Source organism: Achromobacter sp. 77 (assembly GCF_020541125.1).
In the GTDB taxonomy this organism is placed as follows: Bacteria; Pseudomonadota; Gammaproteobacteria; order Burkholderiales; family Burkholderiaceae_B; genus Achromobacter; species Achromobacter mucicolens.
The window spans coordinates 1,632,212-1,656,007 of record NZ_CP059848.1 but is presented as its reverse complement, the minus strand read 5'-3'; the positions used below and the strand labels follow the sequence as shown (position 1 = coordinate 1,656,007).

The 23,796-nt window shown below is 65.5% G+C and carries 30 protein-coding genes and 1 tRNA gene; 9 read left to right on the top strand and 22 right to left on the bottom strand.

Going from position 1 to position 23,796, the window contains the following annotated elements:
- Window positions 1-31 precede the first annotated feature (31 nt).
- The 5 genes from H4P35_RS07655 to H4P35_RS07635 form a co-directional block, all read right to left on the bottom strand.
- The gene (locus tag H4P35_RS07655; RefSeq protein WP_226848556.1) at window positions 32-1,465 is read right to left on the bottom strand and encodes a diguanylate cyclase; all 1,434 of its coding nucleotides are present in this window, start codon (window positions 1,463-1,465) and stop codon (window positions 32-34) included.
- Between the two features lie 125 nt (window positions 1,466-1,590).
- The gene (locus H4P35_RS07650) at window positions 1,591-2,883 is read right to left on the bottom strand and encodes an aspartate carbamoyltransferase (protein ID WP_056322519.1); all 1,293 of its coding nucleotides are present in this window, start codon (window positions 2,881-2,883) and stop codon (window positions 1,591-1,593) included.
- A 98-nt stretch (window positions 2,884-2,981) separates the two neighbouring features.
- Window positions 2,982-3,392 carry a hypothetical protein gene (locus H4P35_RS07645; protein WP_056322516.1) on the bottom strand — a complete coding sequence of 137 codons (411 nt, stop codon included), beginning with the start codon at window positions 3,390-3,392 and terminating at the stop codon, window positions 2,982-2,984.
- 3 nt (window positions 3,393-3,395) lie between these two features.
- Entirely contained in the window at window positions 3,396-3,827 is a 432-nt protein-coding gene (locus H4P35_RS07640; RefSeq protein ID WP_056322513.1) for a BPTD_2524 family lipoprotein, read from the bottom strand.
- Between the two features lie 133 nt (window positions 3,828-3,960).
- Complete coding sequence (locus tag H4P35_RS07635; RefSeq protein ID WP_056322511.1) at window positions 3,961-4,095, bottom strand: entericidin A/B family lipoprotein; 135 nt, start codon at window positions 4,093-4,095, stop codon at window positions 3,961-3,963.
- 190 nt (window positions 4,096-4,285) lie between these two features.
- Between H4P35_RS07635 and H4P35_RS07630 the strand changes: the two genes are divergently transcribed.
- Both H4P35_RS07630 and H4P35_RS07625 read left to right on the top strand, forming a co-directional pair.
- Window positions 4,286-4,636 carry a hypothetical protein gene (locus tag H4P35_RS07630; protein ID WP_056322508.1) on the top strand — a complete coding sequence of 117 codons (351 nt, stop codon included), beginning with the start codon at window positions 4,286-4,288 and terminating at the stop codon, window positions 4,634-4,636.
- 73 nt (window positions 4,637-4,709) lie between these two features.
- Complete coding sequence (locus H4P35_RS07625) at window positions 4,710-5,114, top strand: hypothetical protein (RefSeq protein ID WP_056322507.1); 405 nt, start codon at window positions 4,710-4,712, stop codon at window positions 5,112-5,114.
- A gap of 37 nt (window positions 5,115-5,151) precedes the next feature.
- Here the strand turns inward: H4P35_RS07625 and H4P35_RS07620 are convergent, their stop codons facing one another.
- The 4 genes from H4P35_RS07620 to H4P35_RS07605 all read right to left on the bottom strand — a co-directional run bounded on the left by H4P35_RS07620 (window position 5,152) and on the right by H4P35_RS07605 (window position 7,729).
- Window positions 5,152-6,387, bottom strand: coding sequence for a TIGR03862 family flavoprotein (locus H4P35_RS07620; protein WP_226848555.1), 1,236 nt, complete (start codon window positions 6,385-6,387; stop codon window positions 5,152-5,154).
- A gap of 296 nt (window positions 6,388-6,683) precedes the next feature.
- Complete coding sequence (locus tag H4P35_RS07615; protein WP_056322501.1) at window positions 6,684-7,028, bottom strand: hypothetical protein; 345 nt, start codon at window positions 7,026-7,028, stop codon at window positions 6,684-6,686.
- Window positions 7,029-7,251: 223 nt separating this feature from the next.
- A tRNA-Met gene (locus tag H4P35_RS07610) sits at window positions 7,252-7,328 on the bottom strand.
- Window positions 7,329-7,348: 20 nt separating this feature from the next.
- Window positions 7,349-7,729 (bottom strand): hypothetical protein, encoded by a 381-nt coding sequence (locus tag H4P35_RS07605; protein ID WP_226848554.1) that lies wholly within the window; start codon window positions 7,727-7,729, stop codon window positions 7,349-7,351.
- A 169-nt stretch (window positions 7,730-7,898) separates the two neighbouring features.
- Between H4P35_RS07605 and H4P35_RS07600 the strand changes: the two genes are divergently transcribed.
- Together H4P35_RS07600 and H4P35_RS07595 are read left to right on the top strand one after the other, a co-directional pair.
- The gene (locus tag H4P35_RS07600) at window positions 7,899-9,338 is read left to right on the top strand and encodes a PLP-dependent aminotransferase family protein (protein ID WP_062838669.1); all 1,440 of its coding nucleotides are present in this window, start codon (window positions 7,899-7,901) and stop codon (window positions 9,336-9,338) included.
- Entirely contained in the window at window positions 9,335-9,898 is a 564-nt protein-coding gene (locus H4P35_RS07595; RefSeq protein WP_152383821.1) for a DedA family protein, read from the top strand. Before H4P35_RS07600 ends, H4P35_RS07595 begins: the two co-directional genes overlap by 4 nt.
- Window positions 9,899-9,908: 10 nt before the next feature.
- On the opposite strand, the gene H4P35_RS07590 is transcribed toward H4P35_RS07595, so the two are convergent.
- Together H4P35_RS07590 and H4P35_RS07585 are read right to left on the bottom strand one after the other, a co-directional pair.
- Window positions 9,909-10,181 (bottom strand): hypothetical protein, encoded by a 273-nt coding sequence (locus H4P35_RS07590; RefSeq protein ID WP_152383820.1) that lies wholly within the window; start codon window positions 10,179-10,181, stop codon window positions 9,909-9,911.
- 184 nt (window positions 10,182-10,365) lie between these two features.
- Window positions 10,366-10,611 (bottom strand): hypothetical protein, encoded by a 246-nt coding sequence (locus H4P35_RS07585; RefSeq protein WP_056322490.1) that lies wholly within the window; start codon window positions 10,609-10,611, stop codon window positions 10,366-10,368.
- A gap of 204 nt (window positions 10,612-10,815) precedes the next feature.
- Here H4P35_RS07585 and H4P35_RS07580 point away from each other — a divergent pair, with 204 nt between their 5' ends.
- The 5 genes from H4P35_RS07580 (at window position 10,816) to H4P35_RS07560 (ending at window position 14,512) form a co-directional block, all read left to right on the top strand.
- Window positions 10,816-11,421 (top strand): hypothetical protein, encoded by a 606-nt coding sequence (locus H4P35_RS07580; protein WP_056322487.1) that lies wholly within the window; start codon window positions 10,816-10,818, stop codon window positions 11,419-11,421.
- Window positions 11,422-11,499: 78 nt separating this feature from the next.
- On the top strand, window positions 11,500-11,958 hold the full coding sequence (locus H4P35_RS07575; RefSeq protein ID WP_056322485.1) for an Lrp/AsnC family transcriptional regulator: 459 nt from the start codon (window positions 11,500-11,502) through the stop codon (window positions 11,956-11,958).
- A gap of 83 nt (window positions 11,959-12,041) precedes the next feature.
- Window positions 12,042-12,350 carry a hypothetical protein gene (locus tag H4P35_RS07570; protein ID WP_056322482.1) on the top strand — a complete coding sequence of 103 codons (309 nt, stop codon included), beginning with the start codon at window positions 12,042-12,044 and terminating at the stop codon, window positions 12,348-12,350.
- A 65-nt stretch (window positions 12,351-12,415) separates the two neighbouring features.
- On the top strand, window positions 12,416-13,396 hold the full coding sequence (gene pdxA / locus H4P35_RS07565; protein WP_152383819.1) for a 4-hydroxythreonine-4-phosphate dehydrogenase PdxA: 981 nt from the start codon (window positions 12,416-12,418) through the stop codon (window positions 13,394-13,396).
- A gap of 138 nt (window positions 13,397-13,534) precedes the next feature.
- Window positions 13,535-14,512 (top strand): bile acid:sodium symporter family protein, encoded by a 978-nt coding sequence (locus tag H4P35_RS07560; RefSeq protein ID WP_152383818.1) that lies wholly within the window; start codon window positions 13,535-13,537, stop codon window positions 14,510-14,512.
- 74 nt (window positions 14,513-14,586) lie between these two features.
- On the opposite strand, the gene H4P35_RS07555 is transcribed toward H4P35_RS07560, so the two are convergent.
- The 11 genes from H4P35_RS07555 to H4P35_RS07505 form a co-directional block, all read right to left on the bottom strand.
- Window positions 14,587-15,969, bottom strand: a complete 1,383-nt coding sequence (locus tag H4P35_RS07555; protein ID WP_056322477.1) for a replicative DNA helicase — start codon at window positions 15,967-15,969, stop codon at window positions 14,587-14,589.
- A complete protein-coding gene (locus H4P35_RS07550) occupies window positions 15,966-16,805 on the bottom strand; it encodes an RIO1 family regulatory kinase/ATPase (protein WP_062838664.1) in 840 nt (279 codons plus the stop codon). The genes H4P35_RS07555 and H4P35_RS07550 overlap by 4 nt, the downstream gene beginning before the upstream one ends.
- A gap of 131 nt (window positions 16,806-16,936) precedes the next feature.
- A complete protein-coding gene (gene rplI / locus H4P35_RS07545) occupies window positions 16,937-17,392 on the bottom strand; it encodes a 50S ribosomal protein L9 (protein ID WP_056322471.1) in 456 nt (151 codons plus the stop codon).
- A 14-nt stretch (window positions 17,393-17,406) separates the two neighbouring features.
- A complete protein-coding gene (gene rpsR / locus H4P35_RS07540) occupies window positions 17,407-17,679 on the bottom strand; it encodes a 30S ribosomal protein S18 (RefSeq protein ID WP_006218308.1) in 273 nt (90 codons plus the stop codon).
- A gap of 99 nt (window positions 17,680-17,778) precedes the next feature.
- Window positions 17,779-18,102, bottom strand: coding sequence for a primosomal replication protein N (gene priB / locus H4P35_RS07535; protein WP_056322469.1), 324 nt, complete (start codon window positions 18,100-18,102; stop codon window positions 17,779-17,781).
- A gap of 50 nt (window positions 18,103-18,152) precedes the next feature.
- Window positions 18,153-18,527, bottom strand: a complete 375-nt coding sequence (gene rpsF, locus H4P35_RS07530; RefSeq protein WP_056322467.1) for a 30S ribosomal protein S6 — start codon at window positions 18,525-18,527, stop codon at window positions 18,153-18,155.
- 186 nt (window positions 18,528-18,713) lie between these two features.
- Entirely contained in the window at window positions 18,714-19,637 is a 924-nt protein-coding gene (locus tag H4P35_RS07525) for a DUF817 domain-containing protein (RefSeq protein WP_180099160.1), read from the bottom strand.
- Between the two features lie 6 nt (window positions 19,638-19,643).
- On the bottom strand, window positions 19,644-20,441 hold the full coding sequence (folE2, locus tag H4P35_RS07520; protein WP_226848553.1) for a GTP cyclohydrolase FolE2: 798 nt from the start codon (window positions 20,439-20,441) through the stop codon (window positions 19,644-19,646).
- Window positions 20,442-20,633: 192 nt separating this feature from the next.
- Window positions 20,634-22,496 (bottom strand): 1-deoxy-D-xylulose-5-phosphate synthase, encoded by a 1,863-nt coding sequence (dxs, locus tag H4P35_RS07515; protein WP_175156236.1) that lies wholly within the window; start codon window positions 22,494-22,496, stop codon window positions 20,634-20,636.
- Window positions 22,497-22,550: 54 nt separating this feature from the next.
- Entirely contained in the window at window positions 22,551-23,462 is a 912-nt protein-coding gene (locus H4P35_RS07510; RefSeq protein ID WP_175235426.1) for a polyprenyl synthetase family protein, read from the bottom strand.
- A gap of 7 nt (window positions 23,463-23,469) precedes the next feature.
- Window positions 23,470-23,736, bottom strand: coding sequence for an exodeoxyribonuclease VII small subunit (locus H4P35_RS07505; RefSeq protein ID WP_056322452.1), 267 nt, complete (start codon window positions 23,734-23,736; stop codon window positions 23,470-23,472).
- Window positions 23,737-23,796 lie beyond the last annotated feature (60 nt).

The following is a 23,796-nucleotide window of genomic DNA, read 5'->3' as shown; positions in this document are numbered from 1 at the left end:
CCGGGGGCCGCTCTTGTCGAGCGGCCCTTTTTCATGCCTCGACGCTGCGGTCGCGGCCGGCCTGCTTGGCCTTGTACAGCGCCTTGTCGGCGCGATCGATCAGGTAGGCGTAGTCGGGATGGCCGTCGAAGGTCGCCACGCCGATGCTGGCTGTCACATGCATCGCGCCGGACTCGGCGATCACGAAGCGATGCCGGCGAATCTCGGCGTTGAGCTTTTCGGCGGCGGCCAGCGCAGCGCCGGGCCCCGTGTCCACCAGCACGACAAGAAATTCCTCGCCGCCATAACGGAACACGAAGTCGCTGGATCGACAGGTCTGGTGCACGACTTCGGCAAACTGGCGCAGGATCTGGTCCCCGCCCGCGTGGCCGTGCGCATCGTTGATGGCCTTGAAGTGATCGATGTCCAGCAACAGCACCGAAAAGCTTGACCGCTGACGTTGCGCCAGCGAGATCTCGCGGCCGATGACGGACGGCAGGAAACGGCGGTTGAGCACGTTGGTCAGCGGATCGCTGCCGCTTTCGATCTCGGCCACCATGTCAAAGAGGCCGTTGAGCAGATGCTTGATGCGCGCCACCAGCTCCTGCAGTTCGCGCACCTGATTGGGCAGCGATTCCGGCGCCTGACTGGCGCTTTGCATCATCCCCGGCAGCACCGTGTCATCCAGCCGCGCCACGGCCTCGACGATCTGCCGCAGCGCCGGCGCGCTTTCGAACAGCACCGCGCCCTTGTGCTGCAGCCAGAGTCCGAACTCCGAGGCGGCCAGCCGCGGCAGCGCCTGCTCCGGCGTGCGGTAATGCAGGCCGATCAGCACCGCCTGGCTCCATTCCAGCAAGGCGGCGCGTTGCCGCTCGCGTTCGGTCGAAATGTTCTGGCCCAACGCAAAGAGGCGATAGGCCTCGTCGTTGCGGGCGCCCCGATTGATGTCGCGCATGAACGCGCGGCTCATCTGTTCGATGGCCAGGTCGAACAGATTGCACACGTACTGCGTTGCCACGGACGCCGCCTGGCCTTCCAGGCCGCCGGCGCGCAGGCGCTGCGCGATTTCGTTCTTCAGGATGCGGGCGCCGGCCATCACCAGATGGATCGGGATATGGACGCGCGCGTGAACCTCGCCGACCTTCTTCTGCGTGGCCATCAGCACGTCGATATCGCCTTGCTCGCGCACGCAGAGCAGGCCTTTCAGCCAATGCGTCATGCCGCGGTGCAGGCGGGTCGAGACGATTTCGTGAGAGAGCCGCGGGCCGGCTTCGGCATCGGCAAGCAAGGTGGAATAGAAGGCATCCACCAGTTGCGCGGCATGGTCGGACACCAGTGCCGCAACCTGGCCGCGCGTATTGGCGTCGACCGATTGATAGACCGCCTCCCAGGCCTGCGCATTGGAGGCGCTCAGGTAGCACGCCTGGCCGCTGGCTGCATCGGCGGTGGCCGCGGCAGGAGGAACATCGGAACTGCTCGAAGACATAAGATCATCCGCCCAAGAACGGCGTGCGCGCCTGATAGCGGCACTCGCCCGTAAAACCAGCGCGGATTATGCTTGAATTCCCCGTGACGGGACCGCTTTCGCGGCGCCGCCACGGGCGTCTGGCCTCAATCCAGGCCGTGGAAGACCGAATCGTCGGGACCGACATGCGACGGATGTTGCCACGTCACATCGCGCAGCGAATGCTGCACCAGGCCTTCGACGCCCAGCAACACCGCGAAGATCGCCATGCGGATGGGAATGCCGTTGTCGGTCTGGCGGAAGATCGCCAGACGCGGATCGTGGTTCAGATCCACGCTCAGGTCGTTGGCGCCCGGACGGCTGTCGCGCGGCAGCGGGTGCATCACGATTGTCTCGGGGCTGCAGTAGGCGTCGATGATGGCGCGGTTGACCTGGAAGTCGGGCGTATAGCCTTCGTTTTCTTCGTTGGCGAAACGCTCTTTCTGCACGCGCGTCGCGTAGATGACATCGGCGCCCGCCAGGCCCTCGGCCAGCGAGGACTTCTGCTCGATGATGTTGCCGTTGCGGCTGGCCTGCTCGACGATGTAGGTCGGCATCTCCAGGCCCTTGGGCGAGATCAGCGAGAACTTCACGTTCTTGTACAGCGCCATCAGCTTGATGAGCGAGTGCACGGTGCGGCCATACTTCAGGTCGCCGACCATGGCGATGTGCGCGCCGTCCAGCAGTTTGCCCAGGCGCGAGAACTCGGTCAGGATCGTGTACAGATCCAGCAGCGCCTGGCTGGGGTGCTCGCCGGGGCCGTCACCGCCATTGACCACGGGAATGTTCGTCGCACGCGCAAATTCCGCGACCGAACCCTGGTCGGGATGGCGGATGACCATGGCGTCCACGTAGCCGCTCATGACGCGGCTGGTGTCGTAGATGGATTCGCCCTTGGCCATCGATGAAAACGTGAAGCCGGTCGTGTCGCACACCGACCCGCCCAGGCGGCAGAACGCGGATCCAAAGCTCACGCGGGTGCGGGTGCTGGCCTCGAAGAACAGGTTGCCCAGCACGGCGCCTTCCAGCACTCGCGACACCTTCTGACGGCGCGCAATGGGCTGCATCATGTCGGCGACGCGGAACAGGTCTTCGACGGAATCGCGGGTGAATTGGTCCACCGACAGCAGCTGATTCTTGCCTTCGACGGCAATGCGGTCACGCAAGGGGCCGTCTTGTACGCTTTGCGTATATTTTTCAAGCAGCACGCCGTTTTGCACGATTTCGCTGACGAACCGCTGCACCACTTCCGGCATGGCCCGGAACTCCTGCGAGCCTTCAGGCAACAGCCACGTGTCCAGCGCACGGCGTTTGACGCCGATGCGGGTGGCGAACACGTCGCGGGTGAGATTGAGGCGGCGCATGGCGTCGCGCAGAAAGGCTTGCTGGGAGATGCTCATGACAGGCCCCAAGAAGAGGAGTTATATACGCAGTGCGCATATTATTCCGTACGTCTACACAAGTCCAATATTTTTGCGCATACGGGTTTACCCGCGTTTTAACGCTGTGCGTAAGCCGCCGCCTTTGGGGTGTCCGTCACGGCCTGCGCCGCCGCAAACCAGCAGGCGCCGCAGAATGCCAGCGCGCTGGCCACATAGCAAAGTAGCGCCAGCAACTGCGCGGGCCAATGACCGCGCGTCAGATGGCCGTTGTAGCCTTGCCGCAACAGGCTGACCTGCGCAAGGTAGGCAAACGCCACACCCAGGCAAGCCAACATGAGGCCGCCCAGAAAAAGGATGAGGGGAATCTGGAGGTCGGGCGCGGCAATGTCCCCGCCCACGATGCCCAGCGAAAAACCCACCAGGACGAGGGCGGCCGCGCCGTTCAGCCACCCCAGGAACCGGAACGCGCCTGCCAGCAGCGCGAACGACAGGCCGTTGGCACGGATCTGCTGGGCGCGGGGATCCATGTATCAGCCGCCGCTGGCGCTACGGCAGATCGGCGTCGCGCTCTGGATCGACTTGCGCGCCGCCGCGATTTCGGCTTCGTCCCACCGGCCTTCGCCCAGGACCGTCACGGTCACCTTCGCGTTGGCAGGGCCTGCGGGTTCCGCGGAAATCAATTCCAGCACCGTCGCGGGCTGGCCGACCTTGTAGAGCTGGATCTCGTCCGGCGCGCCCTTCTGGCCCAGCGTGTGGCGCCAGGCATAGGAGACGCCGTACGGATGGCTGACCTGCGTGTGGCAGGTGCGCACGTATTCGCCGGCGCGGCGGAAGGCCGCCTGGTAGTTAGTGTCGACGCTGAAGGTTTCTTTTTTTGCGGTTTCCGACTCGTAGACGCCGGTGCTGGCGCATCCGGCCAACGTAGCCGCCAACGCGACACCCACCCATACAGACTTGCGCATGATTCTTCCCGCCATTGCTATTCGGACTTCCGCGATTATGCCAGCGGCAGCAAAAAGGCCACGCTGGAAATGCCAATCTCGTGGCACTTCTGGCGTGGCCTTGCGCCGCCCGAACGGCGGCGAGCCAGACGCACTACCGCTTTTCCGCGGCCCCCTCGATCTTTTCCCCGCCTCGCTGGATATCCTTACCGGCCCCAGCGACCGTGTTGCACCCGGCCGTCAGCGCAGCAATCGAAAGCATCATGACGAGAAAGACTCTGTTCTTCATAAGACATCTCCTGTCTGGGCATGGAAAAAACGAAACCCAGCATACCTCAAAGGCCCCGTTTTTTGCGTGACACGAGCGCGCCACCTGTAACAACGCTGCCAAGAAACCGTCACCCCCCTTACCCGCCGGTGACATTTGCGAGGCATTCTCGGCTGTCGCGTATTTGCCGCCAATGGATTAGGATGCGCACATGACGAAGACACAAGCATCGCAACCCGCTGGCGCCGGTCCGCAAGGCTGGGGCTGGCAACAGCCTCAATGCCGTGGGCAGGCCGCATTGGCGCTGTTCATTGACGATCTGCATCGCATTTTGCAGGCGCATGCCGCCGGCAAGCTGGCTGACAGCAGCACGCTGGCAGACGCGCAGGCCCAGGTCAATGAGCTGCTGGCGCGGTACAACGAAATTTCCGCTGCCCCGGATATATTCCAGGGGCAGTCAGTCCAACTCAAGGAAGGCATCGACCGCAGCGGCGTATCGCACACGGTGCCGATTTTTTCGCCGCGTCTGAAGCAGTCGCTGGTGTCGATGCTGGGACAGTGACCGGGATGACTCCCCGGAAACTGGCACCCCCTGCGATCGAACAGAGCAGCCCCCAAAGGAAGGAGACCACAAGATGAGCACGGACAACGTTGTTGAGTTTCTCCGCTTGCTTTCCCTGGACGTGACGCTGGGCACCGCCGCTCAGCATGCCGCCAGCCAGGCCGACGCGCCGCTGGCCCTGGCCCGGCTCGCCACGTCGCATGGCCTGCCCTGCAATGCTTCCGATTGGTCTTCCTTTGCGCGTAACTGCCTGGACAACCTGGACCTGACCGAAGGCGACACCGGCATGGGCAACGCGACGATCTGGCAACTGGTGCAGGATCCCGCGCACGGCACGACCATTCCCGCCAGCGCCATCACCCGCGTGATCGGCATCATCTCGCAGCCCGAGGGCGGGCCGCCCGTGGTCGGCCACGTGGTCGGCGATCTGGCGCCCCGCGCGCCGGTCGGCATGGCCCCGCACACGACGGGCTCCTGATCGCCGCTTGCCAGGCAGTCCGCAGAGGACTGCCGGTTCAGGATTGCGGATTCAGGAATTCCATGACGCCTGCCGCGCCGGCCACGCCGCTGGCCATGCAGGCCGTCAACAGGTAGCCGCCTGTCGGCGCTTCCCAATCCAGCATTTCCCCCACGCAGAAAACGCCGGGCACCGCTTTCAGCATCAGCCCGGCGGTCAACCCGTCGAATGCCACCCCGCCTGCGGTGCTGATCGCTTCGTCGATCGGACGAGGCCGCAGGAGAGTCAAGGGCAAGGCCTTGATTCGCTGGCCCAGCCGCTCCGGATCCTTGAAGTCGTCGGCACTGGCGCACTCTCTGAGCAAGCCCGCCTTCACGCCCGTCAACCCCAGGCGGCTTTGCAAGTGGCTCGACATCGAGCGCGCGCCGCGCGGATGCGTCACTGCGGCCATCACCTTCTCGTGTGGCCAGTCCGGCGCAAGGTCCAGCAAGGCCACGGCGCTGCCGCCGGTGTCGATCCGGTCCCGCAGGGGGGCCGACAAGGCATAGACGAGGCTGCCTTCGATCCCGGTTTCCGATACGACGAACTCGCCCTGGCGGCGAAGTCCGCCGCAGGCCATGGACACCGACTTGACCGGCTGACCGGCAAAGCGGCTGCGGAAGTGATCGGACCATGCGACGTCGAACCCGCAATTGGCGGGCCGTAATGCCGCAACCGGCACACCGTGCGACTGGAGATGCGGCACCCAGGCGCCATCGGATCCCAGCTTGGCCCAGCTGCCGCCGCCCAGCGCCAGCACGACGGCATCCGCCGCATGCTGCGTCTGGCCGGCGGGCGTCTCAAAGCACAACGCGTCCACACCGGGCTTGCCGCCGCGCCAGCCGAGCCAGCGGTGCCGCATGTGAAAGCGCACGCCCTGTCCGCGCAGCCGGGCGAGCCAGGCGCGTAAAAGCGGCGCGGCCTTCATCTCCTGGGGAAACACCCGGCCCGATGAACCCACGAAGGTCTGGATGCCCAACGCGTGAGCCCACTCACGCAGCGCGGCGGCGCCCATCTTCTGCAGCCACGGCTGCACGACAGGGGCACGATCGCCGTAGCGGGCAAGAAAGGGCTCGGCGGGCTCGCTGTGCGTCAAGTTCAGGCCGCCCCGTCCCGCCATCAGGAATTTGCGCCCCACCGAGGGCATGGCGTCGAAAACGTCGACCTGCGCGCCCGCTTCGCTCAGCTTTTCGGCGGCCATCAGGCCGGCCGGGCCGCCTCCGATGATGGCAACGCGTTTGGCGGACAGGCTCATGGCGCCGTCGCCTTGGTGACAGGACGCGGAAGGGGAAAAGCGGAACGCATTCGGGAGAAAACCGGGACGAAGATGACGTTCGGACGTCGGGCCGTGGGGACGCAGATTGTCTCATGGCTGCGCCGGCTGGCAGCGGGATCGCCCGCTTTGACTGCCCGGAAAGCGCAACGGCGGCCACTTCTTGACCGCCGACGCCAAGCCCATGTTTTTGCGAGAGAAATTGCATATACGCAGCAGCTATCCCAAGGGTTTTCCACAATCCCTGTGGGTAACTGCCGCGGCAATTCAGACAGGAATCAGGCGCGCTCGGCCGCCTGCATCGGGCCGGACCAGGGCTCGGCATCCAGCTGGAAACGCAGTTCCTGGTACTCGCCATCGACGGCGACCGTGCGCAGCAGCCCGGCATCCAGCGCCTGCCCAAGCGCGCGGCGGCACAGGGTTTCGGGGTCGTCCGGCAGCGACTGGAAGACGCCGTCGGGAATGCGCAGTCTCAGCAAGGCATGGGGATCGCCGCGGTCGGCCGGACGGCCGATATGGATGTGGGCGGGATACCCGTGCGGGCACCAGATGCCCACGTGGTACTTGCCCTCAGCGCCCGTATCAGCAACGTAGCCGGGATGATCGTATTTTGCGGTTCCCATGGACACTCCTTTTGTGCGGCAATGTAGCGCGCGTGACCCATGGTAGCGCAGGGTGGCGGCCGTGTCCGGGCGCGGCTATCGGGGAAACTCCGAACGCACGCGTGGCATGACCCAGCGCAATCGGCAGACGAAAAAAAGCCGCGACGGCGTCGCGGCTTTTTTGCTGTGGACTTGCCGGGGCATGTAAAACGCGCCGCTTGCAAGACCGGGTACTGCTTGAAACTGGTTGCGGGGGCAGGATTTGAACCTACGACCTTCGGGTTATGAGCCCGACGAGCTGCCAGACTGCTCCACCCCGCGTCTGATGTGTGAATCATACATCATTTTGAAATCTTGTGCAGCGCACCCAGGCGAATGTTTCCGTTTTTCGACACGAAACGATGAAAAAAGCCCGCTGCCCGGCGCAGGACCGAAGGCAAACGGCCTTCGGCATCCAGGCATATCACCTGTGCGCCGCCCAGCGCGCTCACGCGCACCGCGCCCCCGTTCGTCACGCCGTGAACCTCCCCGGCGTTCAGGCGAACCGGAACGATGCGATGCAGACCGTTCGCGGCTTCCAGGCCGTTTGCGCCCTCTTCGACGCGCACGCTGCCTTCAGTGCAGACGACGGCGGCGCCTGCGCGCAGCACGAACATCCGGCTGGCGCCGGCGGGAAGATCCAGGCGCTGGCCTGGGAAGTCGGGGGTGGATTGCGGGGTCATGATGGTCTCCAGAAGCACCATGACAGGCTACGCGCGCGCTGCTTTGCGCAACAGCCACACAAATCGGCTTTCTGTACCGATGCAGAGGCTCGATTTTGTCGCTGTTATGGTGTACTTTGCCCTCATCTGTGCCTACCCACGGCCCAACGCAGGGGAGCAAGATCGGCGCATGGAACCCCAACCGCTGTACCTTCGCCTGGCCAACCACTACCGGCGCGCCATCCAGACCGGCGTGCTTGCCCCCGCGCAGCGCATGCCGTCCGTCCGCACGCTGGTGCGCACGCATCATGTCAGCCTGTCCACGGCCCTGCAGGCCTGCCGCCAACTCGAGGACGATGGCCTGATCGAGGCCCGCCCCCGCTCCGGCTACTTTGTCCTCAAACCCCGCCGCAACAGCATTCCACCCGTGTCCGAGCCGGACATCCGCCAGACGCTCGGCGCGGCGCAGTATGTCGGCATCCACGACCGCGTCTCGGACTTCATCGCCAAGTGCGAGGCCCACCCTGTCAGCGCCAACTTCGCCCTGGCTGCGGCCGTGCCGCAGGCGTATCCCATGGAGGCGCTCAAGCAGGCAATGACGCGGGCGCTGCGGCAATCGCCCGAGGTGCTGGTCAGCCCGGTGCCGCCCCAAGGGCATCCCGACCTGCGCGGGGTGCTGGCCCGCCGGGCGCTGGCCAATGGCATCAACGCGACGCCGGACGACGTCATCGTCACGCATGGCTGCATCGAAGCCCTGAATCTGGCGCTGCGCGCCGTCGCCCGGCCCGGGGACACCATCGCGGTGGAGTCGCCCGCCTACTTTGGCTTGCTGCAGATCCTGGAAAGCTTGGGAATGCGCGCGCTCGAGATCCCCACCAGCCCGCAGCATGGATTGTCGATCGAAGCCTTGGACCTGGCCTTCCAGACCCACGGCAACATCCGCGCCGTGGTTGTGGTGCCGAACTTCCAGAACCCGTTGGGCTGCGTGATGCCCGACGCGCACAAGGCGCGGCTGGTGGCCCTGTGTGAGCGCCAACAGGTGCCGCTCATCGAGGACGACACCTACGGCGCCCTGACCGACGACGACACGCCGCTGGCGGCCGCCAAATCCTGGGATGCCACCGGCAACGTCATCTATTGCTCTTCGATGCACAAGACGCTGGCGCCGGGCATGCGGCTGGGCTGGCTGCTGGGCGGCCGCTGGAAAGCCCGGATCGCCATGCTCAAGTTCGCGCAAAGCCGCCCCAACGAACCGCTGGCCCAGATCGCAGTGGCGGAGTTCATGGGGTCGCGCGCCTACGACCGCCACCTGGCCCGGCTGCGCCGCGAGTTAAAGACACAGCGCGACCTGACCGCCGAGGCCATCGCCGCGCACTTCCCGCGCGGCACGCGGCTGAGCGTGCCGCAAGGCGGCATGCTGCTCTGGGTGGAAATGCCCGCGGGCGTGTCCGGCATGGACGTCTTCGAGACCGGATTGCGGCAAGGCATACGCGTGGCGCCCGGCGCCATGTTTTCGAATGGCGCCCGCTACGACCACTTCCTGCGTATCAGTTGCGGGCAACGCATCACCCCGGAAGTCTCACACGCACTGGTGGCGCTCGCGCGCATCGTTGAAGAAAGGACAGGATGAACGCGGCACTGCATCAATTCATCGCGGACTACGGCCTGTGGGCCGTGCTGGGCGGAACCTTCCTGGAAGGCGAAAGCGTGGTGGTGTTTGCGGGCTTCCTGGCGCACCAGGGACTATTCCACCTGCCCTACGTCATGCTCTGCGCGTTCGCTGGCTCGTTCTTGGCGGATCAGGTGCTGTTCTACGTGGGACGCCGCTACCGAGACCACCGCTACGTGCAGCGCATCCGCGCCAAGCCGGCGTTCCACAGGGCGCTGTCGGCCATCGACCGGTATCCCAACGGTTTCATCCTGGCGCTGCGCTTTCTGTATGGCTTGCGCACGGTCGGCCCCGTGGCGCTCGGCATATCCAAGGTGCCGGCCCTGCGTTACCTGGTGTTGAACGCCATCGCGGCCATGATCTGGGCGGTCTGCTTCAGTTTGCTGGGCTTCGTGTTCGGACGGACGATCGAGGCGCTGCTGGGCCGCCTGCACGGCGTGGAAACCAAGCTGGCCGTCGCGGCGGCGCTAGGCGTGCTGGTGTGGCTGGCGTATCGGCTTCATGCGCGCCGCCGCGGATAGCGGCCGGCGCTCAGAAGACCAGCTTGCCGCTGGCCCGCTGCACATGGCGGCGGCGCGCCTTGCGGTACAGGGCGCCGATGACCGGCAGCCGCGCAAGGCGGCGCAGGATCGGGTGGCGCTGGTCGAAGTCGTGCCACGCCTTGAAGCCGTGGCCCATGCGCTCCCAGCTTTCCCTCGCCTCGGGGGAAAGCTTGCCGGGGTCGAACGCCGCCAGTTTTGCCGCTTCCGAAACGCGCGCCGCGAGGGCGTGGCTCCGGCCTTCCAATGAATACTGATTCCGCATGGGGCCGCATATTACCCGGGCTTGGCCCGTCGTGGCGGCCGTCCGGCTGCGCACCGCGCATGCGCCAGGGAGCCGCTTTTGACCGCTCCGCGCAAGCCGTTGTAATTAAAGGAATTTGGGCATCTATGCCCGCACTATCCCAAGGCTTGTCCACAGAACTTGTGGGTAACTGCCGCCGCGCACATCACTTCAAGGCCGTCACGACCATGTCGCGCACGCTTTCGAAACCCGCGACGTATTGCGGGTTCTCCGAGCGCGCAAGCAGGCTGGAATAGTTCTGTTCGAGCTGCGCCTCGATGGCCTCGCGCAGCCCCGGCGAACTCTTCACCAATTGCAGCACCGACAGCAGCGTGGCATTGAGCGCATCGATGCGGCCGCCCTGATGCGAGATGGTGTGCACGACGACGGCGATCTGTTCCTGGATATCCATGATGTAAAGCCTCCTGGCAATGAAATTTGGCGCAAATCCTAGCATGGCGCCCGCGCGCGTCGGGCCGGGGCCGCACGAGGCGTACCCCCTGCCGCGGCTAGGCAAGCACGGGGGTCGGCGCTAGCATGAAGCGTAGCCGCAAGGGCACCGCGGCGCACGCCGCCGGCGCTGCCTTCAGACGCCCGGCACAACCGGAGCGCGCTCATGAAAACGATCCAGAATTACGTCCCGCCCAGCGCCCAGTCGCTGCAACGGCTGCAGGACAGGCTAGGTTACAGCGATGGCAAGATGGCCGAACTGGCCGGGCTGGACGCATCGACGCCCTGGCCCAGTTATGTCGGCGGCGCCGAGCCGCGCACGCTGGGCCGGCAGCGGCTGTTCTACATGATGGCGCGCCTGACGCTGCAGGAGTCCGAATGGCAGCGCGTGCTGGCCGCCATGCGCGAGGCCGGCGCGCACTTCGATTGCCAGGATCCGCACGCTGGCGACGCGCCGCCGCCGCCCGAACCCATGGCGGACGAAGAGCGCAAGTTCGGCATGCTGCTGGTCAGCCGCAACGGCTCGTTCCACGAAATGGAGCAACTGCGTGAATTCGCGCATTTCGCTCATGAGGCGGATGTCAGCCGTTTCGTGCACAGCGCGTTCTATGACAGCGACATCGACCTGTGCCGCTTCAGCTTCGCGGACCACGACGGCCTGGACGACGCCAGCCGCGACCGCATCTTCGACGCAGCCCAGAAAACGATCACGCGCTTCGAGTTCGACGGCCGCATCTATCACGGCGGCATTCCGCCCGAGTCCGACGGCTAACCCCGCCACATTGACGCGGGCAGGCCGGCGCCTGTACCGTCGCCACTTCGCCATCCGCCCGACGCCATCGCCCACCGCATGAACGAACGACTCGACGCCATCGACCGGCAACTGCTGAGCCTGCTGCAGGCCAATGCGCGCGAACCGGCCGCCATCCTCGCGCGCAAGCTTGGCCTGGCGCGAACCACCGTGGTGGCGCGCATCGCGCGGCTCGAGCGCGAGCGCATCGTCGCGGGCTATGGCGTGCGCCTGGGCCGGCTGCTGGAAGAGGCAGCGGTGCGGGCCTACTGCTTCATCAGCGTGCTGCCCAAGACGCCGGCGGCCGTGATCCGCGAGCTGGAAAAGATGCCCGAGGTCGAAGAGGTGTCTTCCGTCAGCGGCCCCTACGATTACCTAATCTTCCTGCGCTGCGAGACCCATGAGCAGCTGGACGCGCTGCTGGACCGCATCGGGCTCATCGACGGCGTCAAGCAGACCCAAACCTCGATCGTGCTCAGCCGCAAGGTCGACCGGCGCAGCGCGGTCGCCGCGCCCTGACCGGCGGCCTTTGCCCGGACTGTCTTTCCGGCGGGCGCAACATGGTGGTGTAATGGGAGCCTGTCGCGAATCCTGGATTTTTCATGCTTGCTCGCCTTGCCCCTGCCGCCGCCCTCCTCGTCCTGTTGACCGCGTGTTCCAGCATGAGCGAGGTCAAGCCCCTCGAAAAAGACCAATACAGCGTCACCTACAGCTCCGGCACGCAACTGCTGAGCTGGGTCGAGATCAAGATCAAGACATTGGAGCGCGCGGACGAATACTGCCAGTCGCTTGGCCGCAAACTGGTCAAACCCAGCGTGACGTCCAACCACGCCACCGGGCTGGGCTCCAAGCGCGCCACGGTCACCTTCGAATGCGCGCCGATCGACCCGCCCAAGCCCGCCGCCCAGTAGATGCCCCCGGCGCCGTCCGGCTTCGGGTGTAGCATTTCCGCATTCCCCCTCTCTCTGCCTGCATCGTGAATACTCTTCTGCCCGTGGGCATCACCATGGGCGATGCCGCCGGCATCGGTCCCGAAATCGTCGTCAAGGCCTGCGCGCAGGGCTTGGGCGCGCCCTGTGTGGTGTATGGCGACGCGGGTGCGCTGCGCCAGGCGGCCGCGCAGCTTGGCGCCCGCCTGGACATCGTCGAGATCGCCGACATCGGCCAGGCTCGGCCCGATGCCGGCTGCATCCAGGTGGTGGCGTGCAGCCCCGCCCTGCCGGCGGACCTGCCGTTGGGACGGGTCAGCGCGCTGGCCGGCCGCGCGGCTTACGATTACGTCTGCGCCGCCATCGACGATGCGCTCGCCGGACGCATCCGCGCCATCGTCACCGCGCCGCTGAACAAGAAGTCCATGCACGAGGCCGGCATCGATTTTCCGGGCCACACCGAAATCCTGGCCGACCGCTCCGGCACGCAGAATTTCGCGATGATGCTGGCCAATGATGAGCTGCGCGTGCTGCTGGTGACGATCCACGTCGCGCTGGCCGATGTCATGGCGCGCATCACCCCGGAATCCGAGCTGACTGCCATGCGCCTGGCGCACCACGCCTGCCGCCAGATGGGAATCGCGCAGCCGCGCGTCGCCGTCGCGGGACTGAATCCGCACGCGGGCGAAGGCGGCAAGTTCGGCCGCGAAGACGTCGACATCATCGAGCCGGCCATCGCTGCCGCCCGCGCCGAAGGCATCGATGCGAGCGGCCCCTGGCCGGGCGACACCATTTTCATGCGCGCCCGCCGCGGCGAATTCGACATCGTCGTGGCGCAATACCATGACCAGGGCCTCATCCCGGTCAAGTACCTTGGCCTGGATCATGGCGTGAACGTCACCGTCGGACTGCCCTTCGTGCGCACCAGCGTTGACCACGGCACCGCGTTCGACATCGCGGGCAAGGGTCTGGCCGACCATGCCTCCCTGGTCGCGGCCTTCGACCTCGCGCTCGCGATGACGCCCTGAGCGCGTAAAAAGCCGCCGGTTGCCTCAGCGCGCGGACGATTCGCGCGGCCGCGCCACGGCCCCGCCGCGCGCCGGGTCTACAATACGCCCCGTTTCCGGCGCCCTGCGCCACCGCTTTCCGTTCTTCCCTCCCTTCCCATGTCCCGCCTCGTTCGACTCCTGCCAGACCGCTTCACCCTCTACCTGATCTGCACCGTCATCATCGCCAGTTTCCTGCCCGCGCACGGGCAAGGCGTCGTCGTGTTCGGCTGGATCACCAACGTGGCCGTGGGCCTGCTGTTCTTCCTGCACGGGGCGCGCCTTTCCCGTGAGGCCATCATCGCGGGCCTGACGCACTGGAAGCTGCACCTGACCATCTTCTCGGCGACGTTCCTGATGTTCCCGCTGCTGGGGTTGGCGCTGCAGCCGGTGCTCGAGCCGCTGGTCACGCCCGAGCTGTACCTGGGCATCCTGTTCCTGTGCTGCCTGCCGGCCACCGTGCAATCGGCCATCGCGTTCACGTCCATGGCGCGCGGCAACGTCCCGGCCGCCGTGTGCAGCGCGTCGGCGTCGAGCCTGCTTGGCATCTTTCTCACGCCCCTGCTGGTTGGCACGGTCGTGGCCAACGCCGGCAGCGCGCCGATCTCGTTCGATGCGGTCGGCAAGATCATGCTGCAACTGCTGCTGCCGTTCGTGCTGGGCCAGTTCGCGCGGCGCTGGATCGGCGCCTGGGTCCACAAGCGCAAGGCCATGCTCAAATTCGTCGACCAGGGCTCGATCCTGCTGGTGGTCTACACGGCATTTTCCGAAGCCATCAACGAAGGCCTGTGGAGCAGCACTCCCATCCCCGCGCTGGTTGGCCTGGTCGTCTGCTGCGGCGTGATCCTGGCGCTGGCGCTGGGCCTGTCGGCCCTGGCCGGCAGGATTTTTGGATTCAGCATCGAAGACCGCATCACGCTGCTCTTTTGCGGCTCGAAAAAGAGCCTGGCCAGCGGCATTCCGATGGCTCAGGTGCTTTTCGCCGGCCACGCCGTGGGTGCGGTGGTGCTGCCGCTGATGCTGTTCCATCAGATCCAGTTGATGGTCTGCGGCGTGCTGGCGGCCCGCTACGGCAAGCGGCCGGATGCGCAGCACTGATCGCTGTCCAGAATGAAAAAAGCCGCGCTTACACTGCGCGGCTTTTTTATTGGGCGGCAGCTGTCGCCAGAGGATCAGTACATGTCCCGCGGCTGCGCGCCGGAGAAGTTCAGGAAGCGCGTGCTGGAGCCCTGGAACGTCAGGCGCACCGTGCCGATGGGACCGTTACGCTGCTTGCCGATGATGATCTCGGCCGTGCCCTTGTCCGGCGAATCCGGGTTGTAGACCTCGTCGCGATAGATGAACAGGATCACGTCCGCGTCCTGTTCGATAGCGCCCGATTCACGCAGGTCGCTCATCACGGGACGCTTGTTGGGGCGCTGCTCCAGGCTTCGGTTCAGCTGCGACAGCGCGATCAGCGGGCAGTTCAGTTCCTTGGCCAGACCCTTGAGCGAGCGGCTGATTTCCGACACTTCGGTGGCCCGGTTTTCGCCGGAGCCGTTGCCCGACATGAGCTGCAGGTAGTCGATGATGATGAGGCCGAGCTGTCCGCACTGGCGCGCCAGACGGCGTGCGCGGGCGCGCACTTCCATCGGGCTGAGCGCGGGCGATTCGTCGATGTAGACCTGCGCGTCCTGCATGAGCTGCACGGCGTGGGTGACGCGCGGCCAGTCTTCGGCGATCAGCTTGCCGGTACGCATGCGGTGCTGGTCCAGCAGCCCCACGGAACCCAGCATACGCATGGCGAGCTGAACCGCGCCCATTTCCATGGAGAACACCGCCACGGGCAGGCCCTCTTCGATGGCGACGTGTTCGCCGATGTTCATGGAGAACGAGGTCTTGCCCATCGAGGGGCGTCCCGCCACGATGATGAGGTCGCCGCCCTGCATGCCGGACGTCATCTTGTCCAGGTCGGTAAAGCCCGTGGGCACGCCCGTCACGTCGGACGTGCTCTCGCGGTGATAGAGCTCGTCGATGCGCTCGACCACCTGGGTCAAGAGCGGCTGGATCTCCTGGAAGCCCGCGGCGCCGCGCGCGCCTTCCTGGGCGATCTTGAACACCTTGGACTCGGCCTCGTCCAGCAGTTGGCGCGCTTCCTTGCCCTGCGGGTTCATGGCGGCCGAAGAGATTTCGTCGGCGATGGACACCAGCTTGCGCAGCATGGCGCGCTCGCGCACGATCTCGCCGTAGCGGCGGATGTTGGCGGCGGACGGCGTGTTGTGCGCCAGCGCGTTCAGGTACGCCAGCCCGCCGGACTCTTCGGCCTTGCCCGCGCTGACGAGGGATTCGTGCACGGTGATGACGTCAGCCGGGCGCGCCAGACCGATCAGGCGAGCGATGTGGTGCCAGATCAGCCGGTGGTCGTGCCGGTAGAAGTCTTCTTCGAGGAGCACGTCCGCGATGCGGTCCCATGCGGCGTTGTCCAGCAGCAGTCCGCCCAGGACCGACTGCTCGGCCTCGATGGAATGGGGAGGGACGCGCAGGTACTCGAGCTGGGAATCGGCGGGTGTGTTCATGGCTTCAATAGTAACGGCTGCAGGATATCCGCGACGCGGAAAAACCCTTGGATATCGCGCGAGGGAAAGCGGGCGAGGACCGGGCGCAGGGGCATGGCGATGCCGCACAGCACGCGCGCCAGCCGCTTCAAGCGGATGCGCACTTCGGGATCCGGATTGCTCTCCAGGTAGACGTCCAGCGCCAGCTTGCCCAGCGACCTGGCGTCGTCGTCTTCGAGTTTACGCAAGGAGACCAGCGAGGCCAGCATCTGGAACAGGTCATACGCTTGCGCAAGCGGCCGGGACAGCGTCGCGCCGATGTTTTCCTCGAAGTCGATGCGCCAGATCTCGCCATCGCGCAACGTCACGTTGCGGATCTGCGCCCCGCCATGCCACATGCCGCGCACATGGAAAGCGGCCAGGTCGGCCGCGGCGGCGCGCGTGAGCCACAGGCGCGAGGTGGAGTCTTCGTTGCGGATGAGATCGGCCAGGTCTTCGCCCACGAACTCCAGCACAAGCAGGTTCTGCTCGCGCCACCAGACTTCGGGGACACGGGCCCCGGCTTGCAGCAACTGCGCCAGACGCTGCCCTTCGTGGGCCAGGCCATTACGCAGCAGCACGCTGGGGCGCGGAAACTCGCCCAGGAAAACTTTGCAGCCCACGGCGAGGAACAAGGCGCGCACGTAGCGCAGGACATAGCTCACGCCCTGCAGGATGCCGGGCCGGCGCCGCTTGATGATGCAGCGCACGCCATCTATCGTCACATCGCGCACCGAAGGTTCACGCGACGCATCCACGCTGTCGAGCCAGGCTCGCAATCCGGGCGGGGCGTTGTGGTGGACAGGCGGATGAGTCAAGAGGTCCTCGGGAATGACAGCGTACAGCGAGGGTGTGGGGCCACGCACCCTTCAGCAGAAAATGGGCCCATTGCCGCGAAAAGAAAAAAAGCCGGCGCGCGGGCCGGCTTCTTTTTACCGCGACTGCCGGATCAGGACAGTTCGCCTTCGACCAGCACCGTGATGTCGACCACGACGTCGGCGTGCAGGGCGACCTGGACCGGGTACTCGCCGATGGCCTTGAGCTGACCATTGGGCAGACGGACCTGAGCCTTTTCGACGGCTTCGAACGAAGCCTTCTTCAGACCTTCGGCGATGTCGGCGTTGGTGACCGAACCGAACAGACGGCCGTCGACGCCGGCCTTCTGAACGATCTTGAGCTGGTAGCCGTTCATGCGCTCGCCCAGCGCTTGGGAAGCGGCCAGCTTTTCAGCCTGGGCCTTTTCCAGTTCGGCGCGGCGGGCTTCGAATTCCTTCAGGGCGGCGTCGGTTGCGCGACGGGCCTTCTTCTGGGGAATCAGGAAGTTGCGGGCGTAGCCATCACGCACGCGCACGACTTCACCCAGGTTGCCCAGGTTGACGACTTTTTCGAGCAGAATAACTTGCATTTCAGTGCCCCGGATTAGTTGTGGTTGTCGGTGTAAGGCAACAGAGCCAGGAAGCGCGCGCGCTTGATGGCGGTGTCCAGCTGGCGCTGGTAGATTGCCTTGGTGCCGGTCAGGCGAGCCGGGATGATCTTGCCGTTTTCTTGCACGAAGTCGCGCAGGGTGTCCAGATCCTTGTAGTCGATCTCTTCGACGCCGGCTGCGGTGAAGCGGCAGAACTTACGACGCTTGAAGAGCGGGTTCTGCTGCGTGAATTTGCGTTTTTCTTTGCGTTTTCCGAAGAAAGCCATGATATGTGCCTTTATGTTTGAGGGGACTGGGTCATTGCCCACTTCCCCATAACCTATCCGTATTCAGAAGGCGCTCTCGCACCCTGGGTCTCATTCGCTTCAAGCCACCTGCGGATCGCGTCCGGCGCTTGCCTTGATCTTGCGTGCCTGCTGCAGATGCAGCTTGATCTTCACCGAGTCCTTGCGGGTGGGAGCCAAAAACCCCTGTACCAGCAATTCGGACCCTAACGCGGTGTCCTTCAACAGCAGCGCCAGATCTCCCAGTGCCACGGCGGCGATCGTCAGTTCGACACGGCGCGGGTGGCCGGCTTCGATGACCTCCGACTCGTGCGCCAGCAGCATTTCGAGTGCTGGCAGACCGGCGGGCGTGTGGCGCAAAGGCTCGCATTCGAGAACGCGTGCGCTGAGTTCCAGCTTGTTCATCCTGCCTGGTACCGAGGGGACTTGATGCGATGAGCTCTGCGTGAGCGTGCTTACTCGGCCTGAGCCGGGGCAGCTTCCGCCGAAGCCTTGCGGGCTTCTTCGCGCTCGACCGACTTCATCATGATCGACGGGGTGGTCTGGGCCTTCTTGGTCTTGATGACCAGGTGGCGCAGCACGGCGTCGTTGTAGCGGAACGAGTGTTCCAGCTCATCCAGCGTGGCTTGGCCGCACTCGATGTTCAGGCAGACGTAGTGAGCCTTGACGAGCTTCTGGATCGGGTAGGCCAGTTGACGGCGGCCCCAGTCTTCCAGGCGATGGATCGAGCCGCCTTGGCCCGTGACCAGTGCTTGGTAACGCTCGACCATGGCGGGCACTTGCTCGCTTTGGTCGGGGTGAACGATAAACACTACTTCGTAGTGACGCATGGGTAAAACTCCTTGAGGATGTCTTGCTGGCAGTTCGTCTTGCACCCGCGCTTTCCATCATGGGTGGATCAAGGATCATCGACGATCGCCGCAAGGGGCAGCCCGCTACCCAAAAACCATGGGCGGTCGAGCAAGAAAGCTCTCGATTATCACCGATTGAGCGATCCCGTGCAAGCCGATGAAAGCTCAGGAAATAAGGGACGCGTTACCGGCAGGCGCCTGCCCGTCGGCGGCGGGCAGATCGGCCTGGCCAATCGGCCGCGGCCGGTTCACGGCGCTGACCATGACGTAGCTGATGATCATCAGCAGGAACCACGAGCCCAGCTTGGCGATGGACACCACCTGCCACACGTGCGACTGGTTGGGATAGCGCCACGCATTGGCGAAGGTGCCGATGTTCTCGGCGAACCAGATGAACAGCGCCACCAGCACGAAGCCCAAGAGGAGTGGCATGCGCCGGTAGACCTGCCAGATCCGGAAATACACCCACGTGCGCGCGAACAGCATGGCCGTCATCGCGAACAGCGCCCACCGGAAGTCCCAGACATAGTGGTGCGCGAAGAAATTCAGGTAGATCAGCACCGACAGCGCCACCGTCGCGGCCAGCGGCGGATGCGCCCGAAAGCGAAAGTCGAAGAGGCGCCACACACGGGCAAGATAGCTGCCCACCGCGGCGTACATGAAGCCCGTAAAGAGCGGCACGCCGCCAATGCGCAGCACGCTCGCCTCGGGATAGATCCACGAGCCGGCGGCGGTCTTGAAGATTTCCATGCAGGTGCCGACCACATGGAACATCAGGATCACGCGGGCCTCGCTCCAGGTTTCCATGCGCAGCGCGAGCAACGCGGCCTGGATGCCCAGCGCCGCCAGCGTCAGGAAGTCGTAGCGCGCCAGTGCGGCATCCTTGGGATACCACCAGTGCGTGCCCAGCAGCAGCGCGCACATCAGGCCGCCAAAAAGACAGGCCCACGCCTGCTTCACGCCAAAGCGGAAGAACTCGTACAGCGCCACGCCAAGGCGGCCCCGGCTGGCCAGATTGCTGGCCAGCCGCGCTTCCCATTGCTGCAGGCCGGCAATGAGCGGCCAGTCGCTGGCCGCCGGATGGCGCATCGGCGCTCAGCCTTCGACGACGGCGTATGCCGAGTGGTTGTGGATGGACTCGAAGTTCTCGGCCTCGACGCGATAGCGCGCGATGCCGGGATGGGCGTTCAGGCGGGCGGCCACGTCGCGCACCAGGTCTTCGACAAACTTGGGGTTGTCATAGGCGCGCTCGGTGACGAACTTTTCGTCGGGGCGCTTGAGCAGGCCCCACAGTTCGCAGGAGCCTTCGTCTTCGATCAGGCGGATCACGCCGTCCATCGAGATGTCTTCGTTCAGGATGGCCGAGACCGTGACGTGCGAACGCTGGTTGTGCGCGCCGTACTCGGAGATGGCCTTGGAACACGGGCACAGGCTGGTGACGGGCACCTGCACCACGAGCTCGAACTCGACCCGGTCGGCCTGTGCGCGCGCGATCCACTGGACCTCGTAGTCGAGCAGGCTCTGCACGCCTGAGATCGGCGCGGACTTGTTGATGAAGTACGGGAACGAAGCCGTGATGTCGCCGCGCTCGGCATGCAAGAGAGGCAGCATGTCGACCGCCATGGTGCGGAACAGCGCCGGCGTCATGGGCGTGCTGCGGTATTTTTCGAGCAGGGCCACGAAGCGGGACATGTGCGTGCCCTTTTCTTCGGGCGGCAGGGCCACGGTCAGCGTCCAGTTGGCGACCGTGCCTTGCGCCGAGCCGTCGCCGCTTTGAACCAGCATGGGGTGACGCACGCCGCGGATGCCGACGCGCTGGATCGGGATATGCCGCGTGTCCGTGGCGCTCTGGACGTCGGGCATCACGATGGCGGGGTCGATCGGAGAATTCATTTCGGCTTACCTGTCCGGGCCCGGTGCGCCGTGGAGCGACCCGCCCAGTTATCTTGAAAGGGGCTAATTATCGCCCACCCGCAGGCGATCAGGAGCGGTAACCCTGTGGCCCGCATGCCCGAGGGGCCGGAACAGTGTGTTTCATCCTTGCGGCTGAAGGCGCGCGCCCTCGGCCGCAAGCATGAAGCCGGCTCAGGCCAGCAGGCTGGCGTAACGCGCGCGGATCGACTGCTCGATGCCGGCGGCGTCCAGACCCAGGCCGGCCAGCAGGGCCGATTGTTCGCCGTGGTCGATGAATTCGTCCGGCAGGCCCAGTTGCAACACCGGGATCAGCACGCCGGCCGCGCTCAGCACTTCCAGCACCGCGCTGCCCGCGCCGCCCATGATGCAGGCGTCTTCCACGGTGACGAGCGCGTCGTGGCGGCTCGCGAGATCCAGGATCAGGTCGCGGTCGATCGGCTTGACGAAACGCATGTCGGCCACGGTGGCATCCAGCTTGCCGGCGGCGCCCAGCGCTGCCTGCACCAGCGTGCCAAAACCCAGGATGGCGATCTTCTTGCCTTCGCGCCGCACGATGCCCTTGCCCAGTTCAACGGTATCCAGGGCCTCGGCTTCCGCCGCGCCGCAGCCCGCGCCGCGCGGATAGCGCACCGACGCCGGACCCGGGTACTGATAACAGGTGGACAGGAGCAGACGGGTTTCGTTTTCGTCGGAGGGCGTGGCCACCACCATGTTGGGCACGCAGCGCAGGAACGCGATGTCGTAGTTGCCCGCGTGCGTGGCGCCGTCCGCGCCCACGATGCCGGCGCGATCCAGGGCGAAGGTCACGTCCAGGTTTTGCAGGGCGACGTCATGGATGAACTGGTCGTAGCCGCGCTGCATGAAGGTGGAGTAGATGGCGACGACGGGCTTCTGCCCCTCGCACGCCACGCCGGCCGCGAACGTGACGGCATGCTGTTCGGCGATGCCCACGTCGAAATACCGCTGCGGAAAGCGTTGTTCGAATTCGACCAGGCCACTGCCTTCGCGCATGGCCGGCGTGACGGCCACCAGACGCGCGTCCTCTTGGGCCGTGTCGCACAGCCATTTGCCGAACACCTGCGTGAAGGTGCGCTTGCCCGGCGCCTTGGACTGCAGGATGCCGACGGCCGGATCGAACTTGCCGGGACCGTGATACAGCACCGGGTCGGCTTCGGCCAGTTTGTAGCCCTGGCCCTTGCGCGTGACGACGTGCAGGAACTGCAGGCCCTCCAGGGCCTTCAGGTTCTGCAGCGTGGGAACGAGCGCGTCCAGGTCGTGGCCGTCGATGGGGCCGACGTAGTTGAAGCCGAATTCCTCGAACAGCGTGGCGGGCGTGACCATGCCCTTGGCGTGTTCCTCGAAGCGGCGCGCCAGCTCCAGCACCGGGGGCACATGCTGCAGCACCGCCCGGCCCACATTCTTGGCCGTGGCGTAAAAGCGTCCGGACATCAGGCGCGCCAGATACCGGTTCAGCGCCCCCACGGGCGGCGAGATCGACATGTCGTTGTCGTTCAGGATCACCAGCAGGTTGATGTCGGGCGTGACGCCCGCGTTGTTCATGGCCTCGAACGCCATGCCGGCCGACATGGCGCCGTCGCCGATCACCGCGATGTGCTGGCGCTGCACGCCCGCATTGCGCGAGGCGACCGCCATGCCCAGTGCTGCCGAGATCGACGTGGACGAGTGCGCGGTGCCGAAGGCGTCGTACTCGGATTCGCTGCGCTTGGGGAAACCGGAGATGCCGCCCTGCTGGCGCAGCTTGGCCATGCCGGCCCGGCGTCCCGTCAGGATCTTGTGCGGATAGGACTGATGGCCGACGTCCCAGACGATGCGGTCATGCGGCGTGTCGAACACCTGATGCAGCGCCAGCGTGAGTTCGACGGTGCCCAGGTTGGACGACAGGTGACCGCCCGTTTTGGATACCGACTCCAGCACGAAGCCACGCAGTTCGTCGGCGAGCTTTTTCAGTTCGCGACGATCCAGGCGCTTGAGGTCAGCCGGCGATTGAATGCGGTCCAGTAAATCTGTCGTCATGCTTTTATGGGGTTCGTTGGCCCGGCCTACCAGGAAGGCCGGGCTGATCTCGGATCAGCGGTCTCGAAGAACGATGAAGTCGGCAAGCTGGGCCAGTCGCCCGCCGGCGTCGCCCAGCGGCGCCAGGGCTGCCAGCGCCGTCACGCGCAGTTCCTCGGCGAAGGCCCGCGCTGCTTCAAGGCCCAGCAGGGAAACATAGGTGGGCTTGTTTTCGGCGGCGTCCTTGCCGGGCGTCTTGCCCAGGCTGGCGCTGTCCGCGGTGACGTCCAGAATGTCGTCGACCACCTGGAACGCCAGGCCCATGGCCTGCGCGTAGGCATCCAGCGCCTGGCGCGAGGCCGAGCTGGCGCCCGCCACGATGCCGCCCAACGCCACGCTGCACGCCAGCATCGCGCCGGTCTTCATGCCGTGCATCGTCTGGAGTTCATCGCGCGACAGCGCGCGGCCGACGCTGAACAGATCGATGGCCTGTCCGCCCGCCATGCCACGGCTGCCGGCGGCGCGCGCCAGCGACTGGGTGGCCTGGACGATCAGCGCCGGCGCAATCGGCATGGAGGCGACCAGCTCGAACGCCAGCGGCTGCAACGCGTCGCCCGCCAGCATGGCGGTGGCTTCGTCGAACTGCACGTGCGTGGTGGGCCGGCCGCGGCGCAGCGTGTCGTCGTCCATGCAGGGCAGATCGTCATGGATCAGCGAGTAGGCGTGGATCAGTTCGACGGCGGCCGCCGCACGGTCCAGCGAGGCCTCGATGGCCAGCACGCTGCCACTGACGGGGCAGGCCTGGCCGGCGGCATAGACCAAAGCGGCCCGCACGCGCTTGCCGCCGCCAAGCACGGCGTAACGCATGGCTTCGTGCAAACGGGCAGGCGCCAGGTCCGCCGGCGGCAGCAGGTCGTCGAGCACGTCTTCGACATGCAGCGCACGGCCTTGCAACCACTCGGGAAAAGCGAGTTGAATTTGCTTCATCGGCTTCTTATTCGTCGTCCAGCGCCGCGGGATCCAGCGGCCGGAGCAGGCCGCCCTCGAGGACCTTGACCTGCTGCTCAGCCTGGGCCAGTCGTTCCTGGCAAACCCGTGTGAGCGCCACACCGCGCCGGTAGGCAGCCAGCGACTGCTCGAGCGGCAACGATCCGTCTTCCATGGCCGCGACCAGCGATTCCAGTTCGGCCAGCGCCGTTTCGAAATCCTGGGGCAAGGGACGATCGTCGTTCTGCGGATCAGCTTGAGTGGGTTTGGCCAAACGGGCCTCCGGGGCACTAGGGGGTGGATTAATCCGTGAATTGTACGAGATAGCCAAGCG